Annotated in this window: 16 protein-coding genes and 1 pseudogene; 9 read left to right on the plus strand and 8 right to left on the minus strand. The window is 63.0% G+C overall.

Going from position 1 to position 20,517, the window contains the following annotated elements; translation table 11 throughout:
* Positions 1-96: 96 nt before the first annotated feature.
* A complete protein-coding gene (locus ACN9MO_RS10070) occupies positions 97-531 on the plus strand; it encodes an adenylate/guanylate cyclase domain-containing protein (RefSeq protein ID WP_113132236.1) in 435 nt (144 codons plus the stop codon).
* Positions 513-1,844: an adenylate/guanylate cyclase domain-containing protein gene (locus ACN9MO_RS10075; RefSeq protein ID WP_162733576.1), complete on the plus strand. Its 1,332-nt coding sequence runs from the start codon at positions 513-515 to the stop codon at positions 1,842-1,844. Before ACN9MO_RS10070 ends, ACN9MO_RS10075 begins: the two co-directional genes overlap by 19 nt.
* Before the next feature lie 232 nt (positions 1,845-2,076).
* Here ACN9MO_RS10075 and ACN9MO_RS10080 read toward each other — a convergent pair whose 3' ends face one another.
* Positions 2,077-2,406, minus strand: coding sequence for a hypothetical protein (locus ACN9MO_RS10080; RefSeq protein ID WP_113132234.1), 330 nt, complete (start codon positions 2,404-2,406; stop codon positions 2,077-2,079).
* 154 nt (positions 2,407-2,560) lie between these two features.
* Positions 2,561-4,996 carry an arylsulfatase gene (locus tag ACN9MO_RS10085; RefSeq protein WP_113132233.1) on the minus strand — a complete coding sequence of 812 codons (2,436 nt, stop codon included), beginning with the start codon at positions 4,994-4,996 and terminating at the stop codon, positions 2,561-2,563.
* A gap of 323 nt (positions 4,997-5,319) precedes the next feature.
* Here ACN9MO_RS10085 and ACN9MO_RS10090 point away from each other — a divergent pair, with 323 nt between their 5' ends.
* Both ACN9MO_RS10090 and ACN9MO_RS10095 read left to right on the plus strand, forming a co-directional pair.
* Positions 5,320-5,715, plus strand: a complete 396-nt coding sequence (locus ACN9MO_RS10090; protein ID WP_057253870.1) for a hypothetical protein — start codon at positions 5,320-5,322, stop codon at positions 5,713-5,715.
* Between the two features lie 586 nt (positions 5,716-6,301).
* Positions 6,302-7,312: an aldo/keto reductase gene (locus ACN9MO_RS10095; RefSeq protein WP_058324842.1), complete on the plus strand. Its 1,011-nt coding sequence runs from the start codon at positions 6,302-6,304 to the stop codon at positions 7,310-7,312.
* A 26-nt stretch (positions 7,313-7,338) separates the two neighbouring features.
* On the opposite strand, the gene ACN9MO_RS10100 is transcribed toward ACN9MO_RS10095, so the two are convergent.
* From ACN9MO_RS10100 to ACN9MO_RS10115, 4 genes and pseudogenes are all read right to left on the minus strand, one after another.
* Complete coding sequence (locus tag ACN9MO_RS10100) at positions 7,339-8,271, minus strand: LysR family transcriptional regulator (RefSeq protein ID WP_113132232.1); 933 nt, start codon at positions 8,269-8,271, stop codon at positions 7,339-7,341.
* A gap of 74 nt (positions 8,272-8,345) precedes the next feature.
* Positions 8,346-9,218 carry an NAD(P)H-binding protein gene (locus ACN9MO_RS10105; protein WP_113132231.1) on the minus strand — a complete coding sequence of 291 codons (873 nt, stop codon included), beginning with the start codon at positions 9,216-9,218 and terminating at the stop codon, positions 8,346-8,348.
* An 87-nt stretch (positions 9,219-9,305) separates the two neighbouring features.
* Positions 9,306-10,178, minus strand: coding sequence for a helix-turn-helix domain-containing protein (locus ACN9MO_RS10110; RefSeq protein ID WP_113132230.1), 873 nt, complete (start codon positions 10,176-10,178; stop codon positions 9,306-9,308).
* A gap of 128 nt (positions 10,179-10,306) precedes the next feature.
* Positions 10,307-10,546: pseudogene (locus tag ACN9MO_RS10115) on the minus strand (efflux transporter periplasmic adaptor subunit); the annotation flags it as partial.
* 233 nt (positions 10,547-10,779) lie between these two features.
* On the opposite strand from ACN9MO_RS10115, the gene ACN9MO_RS10120 reads away from it, so the two are divergent.
* The 3 genes from ACN9MO_RS10120 to ACN9MO_RS10130 all read left to right on the plus strand — a co-directional run bounded on the left by ACN9MO_RS10120 (position 10,780) and on the right by ACN9MO_RS10130 (position 14,646).
* Entirely contained in the window at positions 10,780-12,720 is a 1,941-nt protein-coding gene (locus ACN9MO_RS10120; RefSeq protein WP_113132229.1) for a DUF3604 domain-containing protein, read from the plus strand.
* Between the two features lie 82 nt (positions 12,721-12,802).
* Positions 12,803-13,654, plus strand: a complete 852-nt coding sequence (locus tag ACN9MO_RS10125) for a peptidyl-prolyl cis-trans isomerase (RefSeq protein ID WP_113132237.1) — start codon at positions 12,803-12,805, stop codon at positions 13,652-13,654.
* Positions 13,651-14,646, plus strand: coding sequence for a HupE/UreJ family protein (locus ACN9MO_RS10130; RefSeq protein ID WP_113132228.1), 996 nt, complete (start codon positions 13,651-13,653; stop codon positions 14,644-14,646). Before ACN9MO_RS10125 ends, ACN9MO_RS10130 begins: the two co-directional genes overlap by 4 nt.
* A gap of 154 nt (positions 14,647-14,800) precedes the next feature.
* Here ACN9MO_RS10130 and ACN9MO_RS10135 read toward each other — a convergent pair whose 3' ends face one another.
* Positions 14,801-16,759 (minus strand): elongation factor G, encoded by a 1,959-nt coding sequence (locus ACN9MO_RS10135; RefSeq protein WP_113132227.1) that lies wholly within the window; start codon positions 16,757-16,759, stop codon positions 14,801-14,803.
* Between the two features lie 288 nt (positions 16,760-17,047).
* Here ACN9MO_RS10135 and ACN9MO_RS10140 point away from each other — a divergent pair, with 288 nt between their 5' ends.
* On the plus strand, positions 17,048-17,728 hold the full coding sequence (locus tag ACN9MO_RS10140) for a glutathione S-transferase family protein (protein ID WP_057253852.1): 681 nt from the start codon (positions 17,048-17,050) through the stop codon (positions 17,726-17,728).
* A 340-nt stretch (positions 17,729-18,068) separates the two neighbouring features.
* On the opposite strand, the gene ACN9MO_RS10145 is transcribed toward ACN9MO_RS10140, so the two are convergent.
* Positions 18,069-18,989 carry a SphA family protein gene (locus ACN9MO_RS10145; RefSeq protein WP_425984725.1) on the minus strand — a complete coding sequence of 307 codons (921 nt, stop codon included), beginning with the start codon at positions 18,987-18,989 and terminating at the stop codon, positions 18,069-18,071.
* A 292-nt stretch (positions 18,990-19,281) separates the two neighbouring features.
* On the opposite strand from ACN9MO_RS10145, the gene ACN9MO_RS10150 reads away from it, so the two are divergent.
* Positions 19,282-20,331 carry an aldo/keto reductase gene (locus ACN9MO_RS10150; RefSeq protein ID WP_057254418.1) on the plus strand — a complete coding sequence of 350 codons (1,050 nt, stop codon included), beginning with the start codon at positions 19,282-19,284 and terminating at the stop codon, positions 20,329-20,331.
* Positions 20,332-20,517 lie beyond the last annotated feature (186 nt).

Genomic DNA, 20,517 nt, shown 5'->3' on the forward strand with positions numbered 1-20,517 from the left:
GGACAACTGGTTGCGGCCAGGCGCGGCTATGTATGCTATCCTGTCATCAACCAGGCTCTGCAAGGGAGCCCAGGTGACCAACAGGGACACTATCGAGTGGTGGACAAGTCCGTTCAGCGCCGTCTGGCTGCCATCCTTGCCGCCGATGTAGTCGGTTACAGTCGCCTCATGGGCGTGGACGAGGACGGCACCTTGGCGGTCGTGCGGAACCTCCGCGCCGAAGTGATCGAAACCAGGATCGCCGAGCACCAAGGTCGGCTGTTTAAGTCTATGGGGGATGGCTTTCTCGCGGAATTCCCCAGCGTCGTGAAGGCCGTGGCCTGCGCAGTCGCATTACAGAAGGATATGGCAGCACGGAACGCAGAGCTGTCAGAGGACCGAGCCATCCAACTCCGCATTGGCGTCAACTTGGGGGATGTGATTGCTGAGGATGGCGATGTTTTCGGTGAAGGCGTGAACGTCGCTGCGCGGATCGAGGGACTTGCCCCGGCGGGCGGCATGCAGTCACCGGCATGGTTCACGACAACGTAGGAAGTCGCCTTGATCTCTCGTTTGAAGACATGGGTGAGCAGCAACTCAAGAATATCGCCCAGCCGGTCCGGGTCTATAGTCTGGGAGCTCCCTCAGGAACATCGGTGCGACCAACAGCGGTAGAACGAATCAAACCGTCCATAGCAGTACTGCCATTTACCAACATGAGTGGTGATCCCGGGCAACAGTACATTTCCGATGGGATCACCGAGGATATCATTACCGAACTCGCCCGCTTTCACGGCCTATCCGTAGTAGCTCGCCACGCATCGTTTCATTTTGCCAACAAAGGAAAAAGTCATAGCGAAGTAGCGCGGGAACTGGGCGTTGCCTATGTAGTTGAGGGTAGTCTACGCAAATTGGGCGACCGAATACGCATCACAGCCCAGTTGGTCGATGCCATAACCGGCACTCACGTCTGGGCCGACCGCTACGATCGCGATGCGCAGGATATCTTCGCTGTCCAGGACCTTGTTGTGGCCGCAATAGTAACAATGCTGGAGGGCCGCATGTACGCTGCAGAAGCAGCAAAAGCCCGTGCAAAACCAACTACTAGCTGGTCGGCTTATGACTGTCTGTTACAAGGCCGCAATCTATGTGACCATCAGCGTGATGCCGAAGCCGTACCCCTACTTGAGCGGGCAATTGCCGTCGATCCGCATTTTGCACTTGCGCATGCCTGGCTGGCGATAGCTCTTACCATCAGCAATATCATTGTGCTCGATGACGATCAGATGGCCAAGGCCGAGAGCGCTTCGAAACAAGCGCTGGAACTAGATGCCAACGACGCCACGTCTCATTGGGCAAGAGCGCTCTACTACCTTTGGACAGGAGACCATGACCGTTCACGCTTCCATTTTGACAGGGCGCTGACACTCAATCCGGCCGATATACAGATTAAGGGCGACTACGCGAACTGGCAGCGCGCCAGTGGCAGGCCGGCCGATGCGTTGGCCACAATCGATGCCGCCATAGGCTTGGGTCCCTTCGTGCCCGATTGGTTTGCAGCGGTTCGCGGCCTGACGCTCTTTGACCTCGCTCGATATGCTGACGCAGTCGAAGCGCTCGAGAGTGTCCCTGTACAACGCTCCAGTGGCCTCTTGTACCTAGCCGCCGCGCGCGCGCAATTAGGCGACTTAACTGGTGCAAGTGAGGTGATCGCCAAGGTGAAGCTGGTGAAACCGGATTTATCGCTTCGAAATGTGATCCAGGTACTGCACTACGCACGCCCTGAAGCTCAGCAACACTTGATTGATGCCCTGCGGAAGGCGGGGCTGCCGGAGCAGTATGTGCGCCCCTTACGAGCAAGTTGAGTTAACTTCTACTTGTGGCCCATTGCTTCTTTTAGCTGCGCTGCAAACGTTGGTCGCTTTCGGTGAATAGCGGACACCGGCAAGTCGTCCGCCCGGCTGATTTATGGGTTCACGGCCTAGCGCATCCCGCTCTCAAGTGGAAGCACTGGAGGCGAAAGATGCTCTAGAATCAAAGTGCTAGGGCGTCCTTTGTGCGTTCAGTCGAACGCACGGCACTCTAGGTGACGTTGGGTTAGTTGCGACTGCGCCAGAGCAAGACCGACAGCACCGCATGAACTGCGACCGCGGGCCACAGAAGGACGCCCGCGGAGCCAGTTAGTCCGAAATAGGCCAGATAGAGTGTGACTGCCGCACTGTAGATCAGCATGCCGAGGAGACCTGAGTTCCTCCAGCAGGCAACGCCGAGTGCGATCAGGGCAATACCGGCCACCCGGGCCGTCGGGATAGCGGGCCCGGTCAGTGCCTCGCCAAGCAATACCTGCCCCACGAACGAAGGCACCACCACCAGCGCGAGGCCTGTTGCCATCTCCGCGAAGGCGGCGAGATCAAGCACGCGTATCATAGGAACGCACCTCTGCTAGCCGTTTATGTCCAAGCCTTGCGATGCACCGGCGCTAGAGCATCCCGCTCTCAAGTGGAATCACTGGAAGCGGAAAGATGGCCTAGATTCAAAGTACTAGAGCGTCCTTTGTGCGTTCGCTTGAACGCACGGCGCTCTAGGGCGTTGCGTTTGGCTTCAGCTCAAAAGTCAGCTTGTCGATCTTGCCCGTGAAGCGGAAGGGCGTGTCGTAGCGGTATTCCAGCAAGGCGACGCCGGTGCGTGTGTCGAGACCGACGTCAAAGGTCTCATCCTCGGGGAAGGTAACCGGGATGCCGTGGTCGATGCTGTTCGTGGCGACCTCCTGGCCGTCGACCGACAGAACGCCCGTGCCGCCGGCGCCAAGTCCCTTTCCATCCGACTTGAAGTCGAAGACGATCGTGTGTTTGCCGGGTTCGAGTTCCGGTCCCTCCCACATGGTGCGCTTGAGGTCGAGGAGATTGTAGAGGAACACGACCTTCCCACTGCCGACACCGAAGTCTCCCTGGCTGAGGAAGAGGCCGTAACCGCCAAAGCGGCCGCCTTCGGTGACGATCATGCCTTGCGCACCGCCGTCCGGTATCTCGACGTCGGCAGTAATCGTATAGGACTTGTTCAAGGTGCTGGGCGCAGCACTGCCCGGCACACCGCTCAATTCTCCCTGATAGGTGAATTCCGTCCGTCCGGCCGTCAGGTTGGGTCGAGGGGCGTTCCAGCGTGCGAGCGTCGAATTGTCGAGCGGCAGCACGTTGTACTTCTTCGCTTCGGCATAGAAGAGGTCCTGCAATTCCTTGAGCTTGTCAGGCATTTTGGCGGCAAGATCGGTGAACTGCGTCGGGTCTTCGTCGACGTTGTAGAGTTCCCAATTGTAGCCGGTGATCACGTCGGGAGGCGTCTTGGTGCTGAGTTCCCACGGCAGTGTTGCGGGCGTCGTCGCGGCGACCCATCCCTCGTGGTAGATCGCGCGGTTTCCAAGCATCTCGAAGTACTGCGTCTGGTGTTGCGTCGGGGCAGTGGCATTCGCCTTGTCCCATGTGTAGGCCAAGCTGACGCCTTCGATCGGCTCCTGCTTGATGCCGTTGATCGTCTCCGGTTGCGGGATGCCGGCCGCCTCCAGGATCGTCGGCACGATGTCGATGAAATGGTGGAACTGCGCGCGGATGCCGCCCGCGTCGTTGATATGGCCGGGCCAGGACATGACCATGCCCTGCGCCGTCCCGCCGAAATGCGACGGCACCTGCTTTACCCACTTGAACGGTGTCCCCATTGCCCAGGCCCAGCCGGCTGCGAAATGCGGGAATGTCCGCTCCGAACCCCAGAATGGATACCAGAGAAACTGGTCCTTAACCGGAACTTCGACACCGTTGAATGTGGTGAACTCATTCGGTGTGCCGTTGAGCATGCCCTCGGCGCTCGCTCCGTTGTCGCCGCCGATGTAGATGATCAGGGTGTTGTCGAGCTCTCCGAGGTCTTCCACCGCCTGGATGACCCGCCCGATCTCGTTGTCAGCATAGGCAAGGTAGGCGCCGTACACATCGGCCTGCCTGATGAACAGTTTCTTCTGCTCGAAACTGAGCGAATCCCATTGCGGTAAACTGTCGGGCCAAGGCGTGAGCTTCGCGTTCTCAGGCATGATGCCGAGCCGCTTCTGATTGGCGAAGATCGTCTCGCGAACCTTGTTCCAGCCCTCGTCGAAGAGGTGCATGTCGCTGATCTTCTTGATCCATTCGGGCGTCGGGTGGTGCGGCGCATGGGTGGCGCCAGGCACGTAATATACGAGCCAGGGCTTGCCGGGGGCGATCTCGCTCAGTTGCTTGATGTGCTGGATCGCGTCGTCGGCCATGGCCGTTTCCAGGTTCCATTTGGGATTGCCTTCAAACGGATAGATGGCAGTCGTGTTGCGGAACAGGTTCGGTTGCCACTGGCTGGCATCGCCGCCGACGAAGCCGTAGAAATAGTCGAAGCCCATGCCCGTCGGCCACTGGTTGAAGGGCCCCGCCTGGCTCGATTGATAGGACGGCGTGTTGTGGTTCTTGCCGAACCACGCGGTGGCGTAGCCATTTTCCTTGAGGATCGTGCCGATCGTTCCTTTCTCGATGGGAATGATCGAATCGTAACCGGGATACCCGGTAGCGATTTCGCCGACCACGCCGAAACCGACGGAATGGTGATTGCGCCCGGTGATCAGCGCCGCACGGGACGGCGAGCAAAGCGATGTCGAGTGGAAGTTCGTGAAGCGCAACCCCTCTTTGGCGATGCGGTCCATCGCCGGTGTCGGAATGACCCCGCCGAAGGTGCTCGGCGCGCCGAAGCCTTGGTCGTCCGTCATGATGAGCAGCACATTGGGAGCGCCTTTCGGAGGCACGACACGCGGCGTCCACCAGGGCGTCGATTCCGAGGCTTTTTCCTTGATCACGCCGCCAAAAGCCGGACTTGGCGACGGAAGCTGCTTACCCGTAATTGTCGTGGTCGCTCCGGGTGCGCCGAGCGTCCCTGAAACCTGCTGTGCCCATGCGGACGTAAAACCAAGCGCGAAGAAGGCTGCACCCGCAAGCATGCTCTGGCCAATGGTCATGGCGAACACCTCTACTGCAGATCGTTGAATTCTCTCCGAATTAGAACGGTCTAATATACGCATATCACTGCGTGTGGGAAAGGTAAAAGACCGGTCGTAAAACTCGCGCGCGTTAGGTTCAATGTCCCAAGGCGGCTGATGCCGCCACAGGCAAACATGAATCACGCAAAAACATGCTCGTTTGAGCGGGACTCACGTATAGCGATGCAAGCATCCCAGCGATCGACGCGGGCGTCGCGTCTTTCGTTGCCTGAACAATTCCGTTCTGGCTGCGTTCATAATTACGAGCGCTAAATGGGACCGACGTTTAGGAGGTAACATACATGAAGAAGATCATTTCAATCAGCCTGCTGCTCGCGTCGCTGATACCGGGCGCAGCACTGACGCCGGGCACAGCACTGGCCCAAGGCGTAGAGCTCTATCTCGATGGCGGTGGGCCAAGATATGACGATGGCCGACGCTATTACGACGACGAGGACTACGGCGACGACTATTATCGCGACCGCTACTATCGCGACCGCCAGTATCGCGATCGCCGCGCCCAGCGCCGCATTTGTACCCCGCAACGCGCTTTGGCGATAGCGCGGGCCGAGGGCTTGCAGGGCGCCAGAGTCGGTCGAACCACCAATCAGTGGATCGAAATTAGAGGGTCGCACCGTCGCACGATCGTCTTCGGCCTTCAGCCCAACTGCCCGGTTCGCGGCTACAACAACTGGTAAAATGCATTGCGGGGCTTTCCGTCGACGGTTGGGGCGATCTTCGCCCCCACCCCGGCGGCCCGCTATCTCAGGCCCCGCCCCCGGCTGAGAACGGGGGGCCGGCCCGGACGGTGAACCTCGTCAGGCGTTCATGGACGGACGATACTGGCGCTTTTCAAGCACCGTGACAGCGTGAAGGTCTGTGCTCCCTCACGAGGTTTCGGCCTCTCCCCCTGTGAACCTCCCAAGCAGTTTTTTTGCCCTATTTCCCGCCGGAGCTTTGCCCGGCCGGCTTACAGCCGTTCGTCTCATGGAGATGGCGCGCTGCATCAGGCTGACGAGAGAGCGCACCCTGCGCGGCCAAACGGATCGCCCCCACCCTGCGCCTGGAGCGTTGGCCGGGCGGTCCCATTCGGCATCGACCCTGCGGCGCAAGATTGCGAGCGCCATGCCGCCCCCAACAGATCGACCGTCTCGGCATCTGTGAATTTGCTTCCTAATACCTGCGAACCCGGTCTGCCTACCGGCGATCCACGGGCTGACCTATTTCTCTGTCCACCCTCGACGCAGGCAGGGCCTGCCCCATTGATCAGCAAAGGACAGTGAAATGGCACTCAAGGACATTCTTCCCGGCACGCTCGGCTTCGGCGCCGCACCGCTCGGCAACATGTTCCGCGATATCCCGGAACAGGAGGCGCTCGGCACCGTGGAGGCCGCCTGGGACGACGGCATCCGCTATTTCGACAACGCCCCCTTCTATGGCGCCGGCCTCGCCGAAATCCGCATGGGCGAATCGCTGGCCGGCCGTCCGCGTGACGAATACGTCATCAGCACCAAGGTCGGCCGGGTCATCCTCGACGAGATCGAGGATGTCAGCGCCCGCGATCTCGGGGAAAAGGGCGACGTCTTCCGCTATGGCCGGCCCAACAAGATCGTCAACGACTATTCCTATGACGCGACGCTGCGCTCGATCGAAGACAGCCTGAAGCGCCTGAAGACCGACCGGATCGAGATCGCCTTCGTCCACGACGTCGCCCAGGATTTCTACGGCGACGAATGGCTGGATGTGTTCGAGACCGCCCGCAAGGGGGCGTTCAAGGCGCTTGACCGGCTGCGCGACGAGGGCGTGATCAAGGCCTGGGGCCTCGGCGTCAACCGTGTCGAGCCGATCGAACTGCTGCTCGCGCTCGAAGGCCCCCGCCCCGACGGCTTCCTGCTTGCCGGCCGCTATACCCTGCTCGATCACGACCGCGCCCTGCAGCGCGTCATGCCTGTTGTCGCCGAACGCGGCCTCGGCATCATCGTCGGCGGCCCCTATAGCTCGGGTGCCCTGGTTGGCGGACCGAACTTCGAATATGCCCCGGCCACGCCCGCAATCCTTGCAAAGGTCGCGCGCATCAAGGCGATCGCCGACCGCCACGGCATCAGCATGAAGGCCGCGGGTCTGCAATTCGCGCTCGCCAACCCGGCGGTCGCCGCCGTCATCCCCGGCGCCAGCCAGCCGAGCCGCATTGCGGAAGACCGCGCGGCGCTGAACGAGGTCATTCCCGCCGATTTCTGGCGCGAACTCAGGGCAGCCGGCCTGGTCAATCCCGCCGCTCCCCTGCCGATAGCCTGAGCGAGAGCGTGAACTGTGCCCGCCCGCTATCTTGCGGGCGGGGCAGCCGCTACCGGATCCTCCGCCAGAAAGCGCTGCAGGCGCGGCACGGCAAAATCGAGGAACGCGGGCACGCGCGCCGGCAGATGCTGGGCACCGCGATAGAGCGCATGAATTTCATCAGCCTCGGCAATGGCGCTGTCGGCAAGCACCTCGACGAGCTCTCCGCGGGCGATCGGGCCGCGGACGTGATAGTCGGCGATCCGCCCGATCCCGACGCCTGCCATCGCCATGCGGCGGATGGTTTCGCCGTTATTGGTCAGAAGCGAGCCGCTCAGCATCCGCTCGACGATCCGCCCGCCCTCGCGCATCGGCCAGACGGGGTTTGCCCGGCGAAAATTGAACCCCAGGCAATTATGCCTCAGCAGATCCTCCGGCGTTTTCGGCACGCCCCACCTGGCGAGATAGGCGGGTGAAGCGACGATGCGCCTTTTTGTCGTGCCGATCTTGCGCGCCACCAGATTGGAATCCGGCAGGCGCCCGACCCGGATCGCGACATCGGTCCGTTCGAGATAGAGGTCGACCACCTCGTCGGACAGCGAGAGGTCGATGACGATCTTCGGATAGGCTTCAAAGAAAGCGGGCAGGATCGGCTCCAGCGCCGCCGTGCCGAAGCTGACGGACGAACTCACCCGGATCAGCCCCTCGGGTGCTGCACCTCCTTGGGCGATCTGCTGCTCGGTCTCGTCGAGATCGGCAAGCAGCCTCTGGCTCCGCTCGTAATAGAACGCGCCTTCATCCGTCAAAAGCAGCCGCCGCGTCGAACGCTCGACCAGGCGGATGCCGAGCCGAGCTTCCAGCCGTTGAATGAGCTTGGATACGGTCGACGGCGTCATCATGAGCTGCCGCGCCGCCTCGGAAAAACTGCCGGCCTCGACCACCTGGACAAAGACCATCATCTCGCCTGCGCGGTTATCCATGACGCCACCCGGTTCGAATTCGAAAACCCGCCGTCAGGCTATCGCGGAAGCCTCGACCTGTCGCCCCTGCCCCGTCATGCCGGCACGAACGGCCGGAGAGCCTCGACCAGTTCGGTGGTGCCGTAGCAAACCTCGCCCTGCGGTTCGATGTCGATCAACCCGCCCTTGTTGTGCGCATCGTAGAGATCGACCAGGAGCCCGGCAGTGCTCGCGCTCACAGCCCGCTCAAGCGCCTCCTGCCAATGTTCGCGCGGCACGGCCTGAGCGGTGATCGTGCGGCCCAGCAACTGGCTCAGGGCGCTGGCGACATCCGCAGCGCTATAGCGGCGCGGTCCTTCGGCGTGGACGATGCGCTCGACGTCTGCCGCGCTCGGTCGGCGCAGGAAATCGGCGGCGATGCGCCCCACATCCCCCGTCGAAACCGCAGCAAACACCCGCTCGACCGGGTGGTGCAGGCTCGGCAGAATGCCCGTCGCAATCGCGGTGGGGATACTGCGGGCCCAGCCCTCCATATGCTCCGCCGAGCGCAGGAACACCTTGGGCATGGCGAGCGCGCGAAGGCGTTCCTCGAAGTGACGGAACACGGTGGGCATGCCGATATCTTCGTCGACATGGGCGCCATAGTCGGAGATCGCCAGCACGCGTTCCGGCCCTGCGCGCGCAATCGCCTCGGCCATGTTCGCCGTCATCTGGCGCATCTCTCCCTTCGCGTCCTCGGCGCGCAACGGCGGCGGCAGGATGATCTGCACGGCTTGCGCACCCGCGAATGCCTGACGGAGTGCCGCCGGGTCCTGCAGATCGGCGAGCGCGATGTCGCAACCGATCGCCCGCAACTTCTCCGCCTTGGCCGCGTCGCGCAGCACCGCCCTGACCGGCAGGCCCGCCTCGCGCAGTGCCGTTGCCGTTGAGAACCCCACCTTTCCGGCGGCTCCGAGGATAACAAACATGACCTCTTTCCTTGCTGAAGACAGGCAAGGACTAGGGACCGCGAGGGCCAGCGTCGCACAGATTCGGTCAGGATTTTGCAGCTTCGGTCAGATTTCCGCCGCGCGCCGCATGATCTCGCCAGGCGTCTCGCCCAGAAGCCGGCGCATCGTCGAAGCCATATGGCTTTGATGGGCGAAGCCGGCGGCGACCGCAATCTCGCTCGCCGGCATCATCGTCGTGGTCATCAGCGCACGGGCATGCTCGACGCGGCGGCGGATCACATATTGGTGCACCGGCAGGCCGGTGCTGTTGCGAAACAGGGTCTTCAACCGCGTGGCGCTCAAACCCGCGACCGCGGCGAGGTCGACAAGATGAAGCCGCTTGTCCAGATGGGTCTCGATGAACTCGGTCAGAACCCGCAATTGCCGCGCCGAGAGTTTCGGTTCGCTCCGCCCTTCCGGCCGTTGCGGCCCGCCGGTCGCCGTCTCGATCAGCCGCACCGCAAGCGCATTGGCAAGCAGGTCGATATAAAGTGGATCGGATGGCGTGTCGGCCTCCAGATCCGCCTTGATCGCCCAACCGATCGCTTCGAGCCTGATGTCGCGCAGCTGCAATTGCGGCAGCAACTCCACCCTGTCGCCATGCCGCCCGAGGTCGGCCGCGACCCGGTCGAGCAGCGATCGCGAGAAACTGAGCCGCAGGATCCGGCAGTCGGCATCATCCTCCCAGGAACCCTCGACCCCGGCCGGGATGATGTCGATATCGCCCGGCTTCTGCACCCGCCGCATGCGCCGGCCACCGCATTGGCAATCGGCGTTAACCGGCGGGCCGAAATGCATGCCGAGCCTATGGGTGTCACTGCCCGGCACATGCACCCGGCCGCGCGGAATATGGATGAAGTCGGCCGAAAGCACGTTCCATGCCCGCCCGGCACTGGTGAGCAGGATCTGTGGCGATGGTTGAATGGAAGAAAGTGTCATGACCTGCTGCGACCTGGACCTCGGCATGGGGTGGCCATGCTACGTCGCAACAGGCGGCTTAACAACGGCGGGCGCGCAGTTGATCGCCACCTTTGCTTCCGCTGCCAGATCAGGCTTCCGTTGCTCCATCAGAACGGGTTGATATAGTTGGTGATCGCGATCTGGCGCAAAAGCACCCGGCGGATCACATGCGCCGCCTTTACCCGGTCGGTGAATACAGCGGCAACCCCTGCCGCGCCCGCGGGCAGCCTTGCGGCGAAGGCCTCGTCATCCAGCCTGATCCGCACGATGAAGGGTGCGGCCGATACCGCCTCCGGCGCCACCGCCGTGCCGGAGACGCGCGCCTGCCCGGAGGCGATCGCCTGCAGTCAGAGGAACGGGAAAGTCGCAACGCCGAGTTTGCCGACTGACCGTTAGCTGGCGTCGGATGGCGGCGGGCGAGCTTTTGCCCGCTTGTCTCTGACCGGATTTGGGACAGGCTACCCTCATCGCCCTGGCGGTCTTGATCAAAGTCAAGGAAATCCCGACTGCGCCGTGCGATTGTTTCTGCGCAGTAGCTCAGTCTTTCGCGAAGCGGCCGTGCCGCACGGAGGGGAAAGCGATGAGAAACAAGTCTGCTAAATTGATCCTCGCAAGCATTCTGAGCTTTGGTCCGGCGCTCCCGGCAGCCGCGCAGGAACATAACGACACCGGCACGCTGGACACGGCCAAGGCCGAAATGGCTTTTGCCGCCAAGCCGCTCTATTCACCCTATGCGGGCCGCAATTTTCCGACCCGCCCCCTGTTCGGCGACACGCATCTTCACACCGGAGCCTCATTCGACGCCGGCGCGTTCGGGGCGCGGCTGACGCCGCGCGACGCCTATCGCTTCGCCCGCGGCGAAGAGGTCATGGCGTCGAGCGGCCAGCCCGCCAAGCTGTCGCGCCCGCTCGACTTCCTGGTGGTCTCCGACCACTCCGACAACATGGGCATGTTTCCGGACCTCTTCGCCGGCAAGCCGGAGGTTATCTCCGATCCGCAGGCCAAGACCTGGTACGACATGATCAAGTCGGGCCAGGGCGGCAAGGCGGCGATGGAAATCATCGTCGGGTTCAGCGAGGGCACCCTGCCGCAGTCGATGATCTACGGGCCCGACACCCGCCCCTACAAGAACGCCTGGCAGGACACGATCAAGGCGGCCGAGGAATATAACGAGCCCGGCCGCTTCACCGCCTTCATCGGCTACGAATGGACATCGAACACAGCGGGCAACAACCTGCACCGCAACGTCATCTTCCGCGACAATGCCGACAAGGCGAACGAGGTCTTGCCCTACACGACGCTGAAGCCGCTCGGCAGCGACAATCCGCGCGACCTGTGGAAGTGGATGCAGGCCTACGAGGACAAGACCGGTGGCAGTGTGCTGGCGATCGCCCACAACGGCAACCTGTCCAACGGGCGCATGTTCCCGATGATCGAATCCTTCACCGGCAAGCCGGTGGACAAGGACTATGTCGAGCAACGCGCCCGCTGGGAACGGCTCTATGAGACAACCCAGACCAAGGGCACCGGCGAGGCGCACCCGGCGCTCGCGCCCAATGACGAGTTCGCAAACTTCGAGATCTGGGACTTCGGCAACCTCGATGCCAGCGAGCGCAAGACGCCGGACATGCTCGAATTCGAATATGCGCGCTCGGCGTTCAAGAACGGCCTCAAGCTCGAGGCTCAACTCGGCACCAATCCCTACAAGTTCGGGCTGGTGGGCAGCTCGGACTCGCATACCGGTCTGTCGGCCATGGAGGAAGAGAACTTCTTCGGCAAGACGACCCCCCAGGAACCGAGCCCGGAACGACTGACTGCAACCTTCGTCAAGAACCCTAAGACCAACATAACGGTGATGGACTGGGAGGTCGGGGCGTCTGGCTACGCAGCCGTCTGGGCGGTGGAAAACACCCGCGAGTCAATCTGGGACGCCATGCAGCGCAAGGAGACCTATGCGACAACAGGGCCGCGCATGCTCGTGCGCTTCTTCGGCGGCTGGGACTTCGAACCGGCCGATGCCGAAGGCCGCAATCCCGGCGCCATCGGCTATGCCAAGGGCGTGCCCATGGGTGGCGATCTGACGGCGGCGCCTGAGGGCAAGGCACCGACATTTCTCGTTGCCGCGCTCAGGGACCCGATCGGCGCCAATCTCGATCGTTACCAGGTCGTCAAGGGCTGGCTTGACGACAAGGGCGAGACGCACGAACAGGTCTACGATGTCGCCTGGGGCGGAGACCGCAAGCCGGGCCCGGACGGCAAAGTGCCGTCTGTCGGCGATACGGTCGACATCGAGAACGCCACATGGACCAACACCATCGGCGCGCCCGAGCTGATCGCGGTCTGGAAGGACCCGGAGTTCGACCCGAAGCAGAAGGCCTTCTACTACGGCCGCGTCATCGAGATCCCGACGCCCCGGTGGACGGCCTATGACGCCAAGCGTTTCGGGACGAAGCCGCTGGAAGGCACGCGCATGACCGTGACCGAGCGCGCCTACACCTCTCCGATCTGGTACACGCCATAATCCGGGAGATGGATGACCGCATGCGGGCGGACGCACGAAGACCATGCGCCCGCCGCCCTTCGTCAAGCGAGCGAGCACGGCCATGCTGAAACGCATCTTACGAGAGCCGCTGGTCCATTTCCTGGCACTCGCACTTTTGATTTTCGCCGCGCACGGCCTTCTGCGCACCGGCGCCGATGCGCCGGAAAAAATCGTCGTCAGTGCGTCGAAGATCGAGCAGATGGCAAAGGTCTTCACCAAGACCTGGCAGCGCTCGCCGACGGCGGACGAGCTGAAAGGCATGATCGACGACTATGTGAAGGAAGAAATTCTGGTCCGCCAGGCGCTGGAACTCGGGCTCGACCGGGACGACACGGTCGTGCGCCGCCGCCTGCGGCAGAAAATGGAGTTCCTGAACGCCGCCGACGCCGTCCCCGTGACGGTCACCGATCCGGAACTGGAAGCCTATCTCGAGGCCAATCCGGCAACCTTCGCCACCGATGCGAAGCTGGCATTCGAGCAGGTGTTTCTCAATCCCGCCCGGCACGGCGACACGATTGCTGAGGACGCCGCCGCCTTGCTCGCGGAGCTCCGCAGCAACGACACGGCCGACCCCGCTTCGCTTGGCGATGTCTCCCTGCTTCCCGCGGCAGTTCTGCACACAAGCAAGGCGGCGATCGACCAGACCTTCGGCGGAGACCTTGCGGACGCGCTCGAAAAGGCTCCGCTCGGTCAGTGGACGGGACCGATCGCCAGCAGCTTCGGTCTCCATCTGGTCCGGGTGTCGGAGCATGCGCCAGGCCAGGTGCCAAAACTCAAGGACGTCCGCGACGACGTGGCAAGGGAGTGGGAAAACGCCAAGCGTGCCGAACTTGAGCAGCAACGCTTCGGCGAATTGCTCGCTCGCTACCAGGTCAGCGTCGAAGCCCCCACTGCCGCGGGGGACGGCAGATGAGACCGCCTTGTGCCCTTCTCGCCTTGCCGATCCTCCTGCTGCTCGGCGCTTCCGCTATCGCTCATGAGGTTCGGCCGGCCTATCTCGACATACGCGAAACCGCGCACGACACCTTCGCCGTTCTCTGGAAGGTGCCGGCGCAGGGCAGGATGCGGCTGGCGCTCGACGCGCATCTGCCAAAACAGTGCATCGAAAGGGCCACGCCGATCCGGTGGTTCGAAGGCAGCGCCTATCTGGAGCGGTGGACCGTCGACTGCGCGGGGGGATTGCGGAATGGCACGATCGTCATCGACGGGCTCAAGGCCACGCTGACCGAAGCACTGGTGCGCATCGAATACGAGAATGGCGGCACCGAGGTTGGGCGCCTCATGCCCGAGGCGCCCACCTTCACTGCGGCCGGCACCCAGCCCAGTCTTGAAGTGGCCCGGACCTATTTCCTGCTCGGCGTCGAGCACATACTCCTGGGTTTCGATCATCTGATCTTCGTGCTCGCGCTCATGTTGCTGATCCATGACCGCTGGATGCTGTTCAAGACGATCACGGCCTTCACCGTCGCCCACAGCATCACGCTTGCCGGAGCGTCGCTCGGCTATTTCAGCCTTCCCCAGAAGCCGGTCGAAGCAACGATCGCCCTCAGCATTGCCTTCGTCGCGAGCGAACTGCTCAAGGCCAGACCGAACGAAGCGCGCCTGTCGGAAACCTATCCCTGGGTCGTCGCCTTCGCCTTCGGCCTGCTGCACGGTTTCGGCTTCTCCGGCGCGCTGAAGGAGATCGGATTACCGCAATCGGATGTGCCGCTGAGCCTCTTGACCTTCAACCTCGGCGTCGAGGCGGGACAGATCATCTTCGTTGCCGCGGCTCTGGCGGTTGCCTGGGCGGGGCCCGCGGTGGTTGGTTACCACGCCGCCTTCGCGCGCCGGGCAATCGCCTACGGCATCGGCACCAGCGCGATGCTCTGGTTCATTCCCAGGATCGCCAGCCTGGCAGCCTGAAGCGCGGCGCTCTTGCGCGACATGCAGCCAAGCAAAGTTCTACAGCGACCTTTGCGCGTCTGATAAGACGCGCGGCGCCCTAGAGCCCGGCAATCGAGTTGAGCCGTCCGCACCACCCCATGAACACCGACATCTGCCCGAAGGGCCGCTCGCCTCACCCCGCCTGCTGCGCCCCATGCGCGTGGATCACCGCATCGGCCTCCTTGCCGTAGAGCTCCTCGAAATGGTCGAAGCTCTTGGAAAAGTAGCCGATCCCCTGCGTGGCCGCCCGCAGTGCCCGGGCGAGATCGTCGAGCGCCGATCCGGGCACCAGTGCGCGAAAGATGTCCCAGCCCTTGGCGGTCTCGTCGCGGTCGAAGCCGAGCACCTGGCCCTTGTAGGTGGAGACAATCGGCACCAGGCTGCCGGAATAGATCGAGGGGATGTGGATCTCGATGCGGATAACCGGCTGCATCAGCACGGCGGAGGCCTGCGACAGCGCCTGGCGCACGCCCATCTTGGCCGCCGCCCGAAAGGCGAAGTCGTTGCTGTCGACCGAATGGTGCTGGCCGTCGGTCAAGGTCACGCCGACATCGATCACCTGAAAGCCGAGCGGGCCTTTCTCCATCGCCTCCCGCGCCCCGGCCTCGATCGCCGGGATGAAGTTGCGCGGCACCGCCCCGCCCTTCACCGTCTCGGCAAAGGAGAAGCCGGTGCCGCGCTCGTTCGGGTGCACGCTGAGCTTGACGTCGGCAAATTGCCCGGCGCCACCCGTCTGCTTGCGGTGGCGATAATGCACGTCGGAGGGTTTCAGCACCGTCTCGCGATAGGTCGGGCTCGGTGGCTTGTCGGTGACGCCGACGTGGAAGACGTCGGCGAGCGTCTTGCAGAGATCGCGCAGGTGCATCGGCCCTTGCACGCAGACGAGCTGGGCGCCGGTTCCCTCCTCCTGCATGACCGCAAGCCCGCGGTCGGTCTCGGCGAGTTTGGCGAGCGTGCCGGAAAGCTTGGTCTCGTCGCGCTCGCTGTCCGGCACCAGGATGCGCTCCAGCATCGGCGTCGGCGGCACCGTCCAGTCCGGCGCCTCGGCCGTGCTATTGCCGGCAAGCAGCGCCGGCACCGGCAGATGCTCGGATTTGACCGCCGCGATGATCGCGCCCGCCTCCGGCGTGGCGTTTGGCAGCGGTTTTCCGGTCGCCGGGTCCTGCAGCGAGCCGAGGCTGCCGCCGCCGAGCGTTGCGCCCTGCTTGATCCCCGATGTCAGCGCCCGCACCAGCACGGTCTTGCCGACATTGGCGCGGTGGTAGGCATGGAAGCTGACAGCCGAAAGGGCGGTTTCGGCAATCGAGCCGGCCGCCGCCAGACGGTTTCGAAGCGCATCCACAGCGGGCGCCTCATGGCGCAGCGCCTTCATCAGCCGCATGATGCCATTGGCATGGCTTGCCGAGCCGACCAGCACCGGGATGATCCGGTTTTCCTTCAAGAGCCGCGTGGAGATCGCGTAGATCGTGTCGCTTGCCGGCGCCCGATCTTCGATCAGCTCCTCGAGCAGCCAGTCGTCGAACTCGGAGAAATGTTCCAGCAGTTCGGTGCGCGCCTCCTTCTCGCGCTCCATCACCGTATCGGGGATCTCGATCAGCGCCGAGGTCTGGCCTTCGCGGTAGCGCCAGGCGCGCTCGGAGATCAGGTCGCAGGTGCCGACGATCTTGTCGCCTTCGCGGATCGGCACCTGGCGCAAGAGCAGCGTGTGGCCGGAATAGTCCTGGAGGGCGGCGATCACGTCGCGCAGCCGCGCCCGCGGCTCGTCCATGCGGTTGATGAAGAGAATGCAGGGCGTGCCCGAGGCCTCGATCACCTTGAGATAGGGCGCGGCCAGCACCGCCTCCTCCGGCGCCGGCGAGACGCAGAGCACGCAGGCATCGCTGGCGATCAGCGCATGCTGCGCGTGACCGAGCGCCTCGGTTCCGCCGGGCGCATCGAGCGCGCACCAGGGTTCGCCGCCAAACTCGAATTCCGTGAGGTTCAGTCCATAGGGCGAAACAGCTTTTCTGGAGGCCCCCTCCAGACCGGCCAGCTTTTCTGCCAGCGTGGTTTTTCCGGTCTGTGAGGGCCCAAGTACCGTGAAGCAGCGCATCGGCGATCCTCCCCTGTCGCGATTGCCAGAAGGCGCCGAGCGTTGCGACGCCCTTACTCTATTAATTCTAGGGCAGCTTTTGCGCTTTCAATGGCTATGCGCAAATTCGGCACAGATCCGGTGCCCGCTGCGTCGACAATCGGCGTCGCCGGATGCCCATAATCTGATTGTCAATTTAAACCGGTTGTGAAATTATATCATTGTCGAGATCGACAATCGAAAGCGCGGCGCTAGTTCTATCGAAGCGCCATCCATTCATTGGAACCGTCCGAGCCGGAGACCGTCCGCATGTCCCTCACGCTTTACCAGCATCCGCTTGCGTCCTTCTGCCATAAGGTGCTGATCGCGCTTTACGAGAACGATACCCCCTTCAAGAGCAGCCTTGTCGATCTGCTCGATCCTGAGGAAGCGGCCCGCTTTGCAGCACTCTGGCCGGTCGGCAAGATGCCGGTTCTGACCGACAGCGCCCGTAATGTCGTGATGCCCGAAACCTCCATCATCATCGAATATCTCGACCGCCACTATCCCGGCCGCCAGCGGCTGATCCCCGACGATCAGGATACGGCCCTCAAGGCGCGCCTCTGGGATCGCTTCTTCGATCTCTACATCCATGTGCCGATGCAGAAGATCGTCACCGATACGCTGCGTGCATCAGGCGAAAACGACCATCGCGGCGTCACCGACGCCCGCGCTTCCCTTGCCGTTGCCTATGGCATGGCCGACAAGCATTTCACTGAGAACACCTTCGCCGCCGGCGATGCCTTCAGCCTTGCCGATTGCGCGGCCACGCCTGCGCTCTTCTATGGCGGCATCGTCGAGCCCTTCGATGAGAAATACCCGCATCTCGCAGCCTATTTCGAGCGCCTGCTTGAGCGCGCCTCCGTGCGCCGCGTGCTCACCGAAGCGCGGCCTTATTTCCATATGTTTCCCTACCGGAACCTGATGCCCGAGCGGTTTTTCGAGATGTGAGCCAAGCGCTAGAAACACAAGGGGATACAGGGAGATAGAGCGCCTTCGTGAATCGATATGGGAAAGACGCGGTGACGCCTTCCACCGCCCCGTCCGCTCCTGAAAGCGCCAGCATGAGCGAAGCTTGCCCCTCTCCTCGGGGTTAACCCGAGGACTAACCCTCTCCCCGTCTGCGGGGGGAGGGAACGTGCCCCTTCGCAGCGTTGTCGAGCGGAGCCGCCGTCAGAGAAAAATCGAAGATGCTTGCTGTTGAGACGAGCGGTTGCCACATGTCCCTTCTCCCCGCCCGCGGGGAGAAGGTGCCGGCAGGCGGATGAGGGGCTTCCCTCTATAGTCGATGCTACTTCACCTGCGCCGGCGGCGTGCCGATGGGGAAGGCGATGGTGACGAAGCCGGCGGAACCCTCCGGCCGGTTCTTGGCGCCGAATTCCTGGAAAATCTTCAGCGTCAGAGAGACCGGCGTCTCGGCCATCTTGAAATTGTAGCCCATGGTGCCGCCGATTGCGGCGATACGGCCCTTGAAGTCGCCGAGGCTTGCACCGGGACCGCTGTCGCCCGTCACCTGCTGGTAGAAGTAGCCCGCCACGCCGGCGGAGAATTCCTGGCCGAAGTGCCTGGTAACCGCCCATTCCGCGTGGAATTCCGTACCCGTGCGATAGTCCGTCGCCGGGTTCTCGCCGTTGAAGGCGAAGCCCGCGGCACCCGAAAGGTCGAAACCGGGTTCCGGGTTGAACCAGGTGCCGGCAAGGGTGAAGTCGCCTGCCCAGCGATTGAAGGAGAGATTGGCGAGCTCGCCTTTCTGGTAGTCGCCGATCGGCACGTTGAGGCTGGCGTTCGCCGTCCAGTGGAAATCGCCTTCGTGCCAGCCGAGCACGACGCCAACCACCGGGTCGCCGATGGTGAAGATCGAGTCGCTTGCGGAGGCCGAACGGCCGGCCCTCGGCGCTGACAGCGTTGCATCGATGTCGGGGCCGCCGAAAGGCACGATCGCGGTAAAGCCGAGATTGCCGCCTTGCACCTCCTCGGGCATGACCCAGAGGCCGGTGCCGAAGACGCCGATCAGGGTCGCGTCGACTTCGCCGACGATCTGGCCGCCGAGCGGAAGCTGCTTGTTGCCCTTGAGCTCACCGACATAGAAATAGGTGTCGTTCTGAAAGTAGGTTCCGGGCGGTGCGAGAAGGCCGGCCATCGGGCCACGGGCACCGAGCAGATAGAAGCCGGCACCGTTTTCAGCCGCGTTCGCCGTCGAAGGCGCGACCACGCAACACAGGCCGGCAGCGATTGCCTATGCGGACAGCAAACTCTTGGCAACGCTCATCGAGTGACCCCCCTCATCTCTCGGCAGAGACGATAGCATTCCGCCATCTTCAAGCCAGCCCTAAGAAACAGGAGCCTCAAGAACCGCAACATCCGATTGCAGGACGGTGCAGGCATACACATCTTGCCCGCCCGGCACAGGCCGCTACCTTACCGCCTGTCGCCTTCGGTTTGTTCCACAACGGAGGCTTGCGTTTTCGTTGCTTTCCCAGCGCATCAGCAAAGGATCCGAGACCATGGAATACCGGCTGCTCGGCCGCTCCGGCCTGAAAATCTCTGTTATCACCATGGGCACGATGACGATTGGCGGCCGCGGCAAGTTCGCCGAGGTCGGCAATGTCGGCCTCAAGGACGCCCGCCGCTACGTCGATCTCTGCCTCGACGCCGGCGTCAACCTGATCGACACCGCCGATATCTATTCGACCGGCTACTCAGAGCAGATCATCGGCGAGGTGCTTGGCGGCAAGCGCAAGAACGGCGTGCTGGTCGCCACCAAGGCACGCTTCTCCATGGGGCCCGGACCGAACGACGGCGGGCTCTCGCGCCACCATCTGATCGCCGCCTGCGAGGCGAGCCTGAAGCGGCTGAAGACCGACGTCATCGATCTCTACCAGGTGCATGAATGGGATGGCCAGACGCCGCTCGAAGAAACGATGGAAGCGCTCGACAGCCTCGTCCGAAGCGGCAAGGTCCGCTACATCGGCTGCTCCAACTATTCCGGCTGGCACATCATGAAGGCGCTCGGCATCAGCGCGCTCGAGGGCCGGCAGCGCTTCGTCAGCCAGCAGATCCACTATACGCTGGAAGCCCGCGAGGCCGAATACGAACTGATGCCGATCTCGATCGATCAGGGGCTCGGCGTGCTCGTCTGGAGCCCGCTTGCAGGCGGCCTGCTCTCGGGCAAGCATCGGCCGGGCGAGACATCAGAGGGAACGCGCCAGCTCGCCGGCTGGAACGAGCCGCCGATCCGCGACGAGGCGCGGCTGTGGAAGATCGTCGACATGCTGGTGGCGATATCAGGCGAGCGCGGCGTCTCCCCGGCGCAGGTGGCGCTCGCCTGGCTGATCGGCCGCAAGGGCGTCACGTCCGTCATCATCGGCGGCCGCACGGAAGCACAGTTCAGCGACAACCTCGCCGCCGCCGGCCTGAAGCTTTCCGACGAGGAAAAGGAACTGCTCGACGCCGTCAGCCTGCCGCCGGTGATCTACCCCTACTGGCACCAGCTCCGGAGCGCTAAGGACCGGCTCGGCGAAGCGGATCTGTCGCTGCTGGGGCCGCATTTGTAGAGGAAGGTGCCCTATCCGGCTCGCCAACGCCTCTTCAGCATCATGGAGCAAGTGCCACAAGATTCCGATGAAGGCCGACGCGATCTCGTGAGGAAAACCGACCTCCCTTCTCCATTGGACCGCAACAGACCTTTGCAGTGACCGCTTCGCGGATCCTGTTCCTGTTGAAGGCGGTACTCTCGTGAA

Origin of the sequence: Ensifer sp. R-19 (assembly GCF_049905105.1) — a bacterium.
GTDB lineage: Bacteria > Pseudomonadota > Alphaproteobacteria > Rhizobiales > Rhizobiaceae > Ensifer.

Bases quoted from the DNA above. Each gene is read 5' to 3' on its own strand.
- ACN9MO_RS10075 (WP_162733576.1), top strand. From the start codon at position 513: ATGGTTCACGACAACGTAGGAAGTCGCCTTGATCTCTCGTTTGAAGAC.
- ACN9MO_RS10080 (WP_113132234.1), bottom strand. From the start codon at position 2,406: ATGATACGCGTGCTTGATCTCGCCGCCTTCGCGGAGATGGCAACAGGC.
- ACN9MO_RS10085 (WP_113132233.1), bottom strand. From the start codon at position 4,996: ATGACCATTGGCCAGAGCATGCTTGCGGGTGCAGCCTTCTTCGCGCTT.
- ACN9MO_RS10090 (WP_057253870.1), top strand. From the start codon at position 5,320: ATGAAGAAGATCATTTCAATCAGCCTGCTGCTCGCGTCGCTGATACCG.
- ACN9MO_RS10095 (WP_058324842.1), top strand. From the start codon at position 6,302: ATGGCACTCAAGGACATTCTTCCCGGCACGCTCGGCTTCGGCGCCGCA.
- ACN9MO_RS10100 (WP_113132232.1), bottom strand. From the start codon at position 8,271: ATGGATAACCGCGCAGGCGAGATGATGGTCTTTGTCCAGGTGGTCGAG.
- ACN9MO_RS10105 (WP_113132231.1), bottom strand. From the start codon at position 9,218: ATGTTTGTTATCCTCGGAGCCGCCGGAAAGGTGGGGTTCTCAACGGCA.
- ACN9MO_RS10110 (WP_113132230.1), bottom strand. From the start codon at position 10,178: ATGACACTTTCTTCCATTCAACCATCGCCACAGATCCTGCTCACCAGT.
- ACN9MO_RS10120 (WP_113132229.1), top strand. From the start codon at position 10,780: ATGAGAAACAAGTCTGCTAAATTGATCCTCGCAAGCATTCTGAGCTTT.
- ACN9MO_RS10125 (WP_113132237.1), top strand. From the start codon at position 12,803: ATGCTGAAACGCATCTTACGAGAGCCGCTGGTCCATTTCCTGGCACTC.
- ACN9MO_RS10130 (WP_113132228.1), top strand. From the start codon at position 13,651: ATGAGACCGCCTTGTGCCCTTCTCGCCTTGCCGATCCTCCTGCTGCTC.
- ACN9MO_RS10135 (WP_113132227.1), bottom strand. From the start codon at position 16,759: ATGCGCTGCTTCACGGTACTTGGGCCCTCACAGACCGGAAAAACCACG.
- ACN9MO_RS10140 (WP_057253852.1), top strand. From the start codon at position 17,048: ATGTCCCTCACGCTTTACCAGCATCCGCTTGCGTCCTTCTGCCATAAG.
- ACN9MO_RS10150 (WP_057254418.1), top strand. From the start codon at position 19,282: ATGGAATACCGGCTGCTCGGCCGCTCCGGCCTGAAAATCTCTGTTATC.